The organism is Bacillota bacterium, from assembly GCA_036504675.1.
Taxonomy (GTDB): domain Bacteria; phylum Bacillota; class Sulfobacillia; order JAJYWN01; family JAJZPE01; genus DASXUT01.
Window position 1 is genome coordinate 1 of sequence record DASXUT010000112.1, and the last position, 2,432, is coordinate 2,432.

The window sequence follows — 2,432 nt, forward strand, 5'->3', positions numbered from 1 at the left end:
CTTGCGTCGACCACGGTCTGGGTCACCAGGCTGACGACCGGAGTGGCCATCCGCAGGTCCTTTAGTTGGTTCTGGAGACTCTGCTGCATCATGTAGCCGATCTGGCCCTGGCTTTCGGCGCCGCAGATGTCCATGGGCAACGACGGGACCTGAGCCTGGCCGGCGGCGTTCTGAATCAGGATGTTGCCGACTTGTGGGCCGTTTCCGTGGGTGATGACGACCCGGTAACCGGCCTTCACCATCTCGGCGATCTGACGACATGTCTTGTCTACGTTGGCCGACTGCTCCTCCACCGTGCCTTTCTGGCCGGGTTGGAGGATGGCGTTTCCGCCCAAGGCGACGACAATCGTATTGGGCTCGACGGTCTGGGAACCTGGCATCGGACTCCGCCTCCGTTTCAGCAACTGGTCGGCCTCTTGGGCGGGCGAGAACAGCTGCAAATGGTCGTAATACTGAGGGCGAAAACCGTCCGGGGGCAGGGGTAAACCCTGCCCCCGGGCGCGTTTCTTGGGGCAAGATTGGTCGGCGCCAGTAGGCCCGGTGCTATTCAGCCGGCCGGCGCGGGCGATGAAGACGTCAATCCGCTCTCTTCAAGGGGAAGGTCATGCAGTGCGGCCCACCGCCGCCCTTGAGGATCTCAACGAGGTGGGAGGTGATGACCTCAAGCCCGAGGGCTTTCAGGGACCGGTTGACATCCTTGTTGGCCTCGAAGGTCAGGACCCGGCCGTCGCCGAGGGCTTGGATGTTGCAGTAATGCTTGAAGACTCCATCCTGTGGCACCGGGATGAGCTCGAAGTGGCGTTTCCGCAGCATCTTCAGGAACCATTCCGGCAGGGCGTCGGGGGCCAAGACCGCCACCCTTTCGGCGACGATGTTGAAGCACATGTCGAGGTGGAGGTTTCTGGACGGTGAATGGACGGGAATGACCTCATATCCGTATGGGCGGAGGATTTCGGCCGCGTTCTGCACGCCTTCCGACGTGCTCCGGGCAATCGCGCCCCAAGCGATGGTCGATTCGTCGAGGAACCAGAAGTCGCCGCCCTCAAGGGAGCCCCGGGTGATCTTGCCAATGATCGGCACACCGAGTTCGCGGAGCTTCCGTTCGTACCAGACCTCCTCGCCTTGGCGGACGGGCTCGCGGAAGCTGCCGATGAGCGCGCCTTCCGCCAGGCAGGCGCCGAAGTCGCGGGCGTAGATCATATACGGGAGGTCCGGTTGCGCCTTGATCAGCTCAACCTTTACCCCGGCTGATTCATAGGCCTGGATGAATTCCTTCTGTTCCTTTTTAAACTCGTCGAGCTTGGCTTTTTCCCCACGCTCCATGGCCGCGCGGGTGATGACGTTGATGGGCTGGAAGCTGAAGTAGTCGGATGGGCAAAGGAGAACCCGCTCGAGCTTGGACCACGAGTCTTTGACGTATGCCACTATCCTCGCTCCCCTTTCGCTCAGCTGATCACCAAAGCCAAAACGGCCTTCTCGGTGTGCATCCGGTTCTCACCCTCGTCGATGATCACCGATTGCGCCCCGTCGATAACCTCCTCCGTTACTTCCTCTCCACGGTAGGCCGGCATGCAGTGCATGAAGATGGCGTCTTCCTTGGCCAGCTTCATGATGTCGTTGGTCACCTGGAACGGCGCCCAGTCCTTGAGCCGCTGTTCCTTGGTCTGCTCGGGTCCGCCCATGCTGTGCCACGTGTTGGCGATAATGACGTCGCAGTCCTTGGCCGATTCCTTGAGGTTGTTGCTCAGGACGATCTCCGACCCATTCAGCTTGGCGTCCCGGCGGGCCGACTCAACCACGTCGGGCCGGGGGTCGTACCCCTTGGGATAGACCATGTGCAGGTTGATGCCCATCTTCCCGGCGATGACCAACCAGGTATGAGCGACGTTCCAGATGTCCCCGGCGTAGGCGACCTTAAGGCCCTTGAGCCGCCCCTTCTTCTCCCGGATGGTCAGCAAATCGGCCAATCCCTGGCAGGGGTGAAACTCGTCGGTCAGGGCGTTGATTACGGGGTTCCTCATATACTGGGCGAACTCTTCGACGATCTTCTGCCCGTAGGTCCGGATGACGAGGGCATCGCAGTACCGGTCGATGATCCTGGCGGTGTCCTTGATCGGCTCGCCCCGACCGAGTTGCATCTCGTCCGGTCGAAGGTAGAAGCTGTCCATACCGAGGTGGGAACAGGCCGCCTGGAACGAAGTCCTAGTCCGGGTCGACTTCTTCTCGAAAATCATGGCCACGGTGCGCCCACGGAGATAGTCGTGCTGGACCCCCATCGAGCGGAGACGCTTGAACTCCGCCGCCGTGTCGACGAAGGTGGTGATTTCCTCCGTGGAGAAGTCCATAAGAGTAAGAAAGTCACGACCCTTGAAACGCGCATCCATCTGCCCTATGACCCCCTTAAGGTGGTCGGCCCCAGCCGCCGTCTGCCG

General features: G+C 61.1%; 3 protein-coding genes. All 3 read right to left on the minus strand.

What is annotated here, in order from left to right:
- On the minus strand, positions 1-380 hold a 380-nt coding region (locus VGL40_08150), incomplete at its 3' end, for a carbamate kinase (protein HEY3315227.1).
- A gap of 196 nt (positions 381-576) precedes the next feature.
- On the minus strand, positions 577-1,425 hold the full coding sequence (locus VGL40_08155; protein ID HEY3315228.1) for an arginine deiminase family protein: 849 nt from the start codon (positions 1,423-1,425) through the stop codon (positions 577-579).
- A 20-nt stretch (positions 1,426-1,445) separates the two neighbouring features.
- Positions 1,446-2,432 (minus strand): ornithine carbamoyltransferase (gene argF, locus VGL40_08160; GenBank protein ID HEY3315229.1); only part of this gene is annotated, 987 nt, incomplete at its 5' end.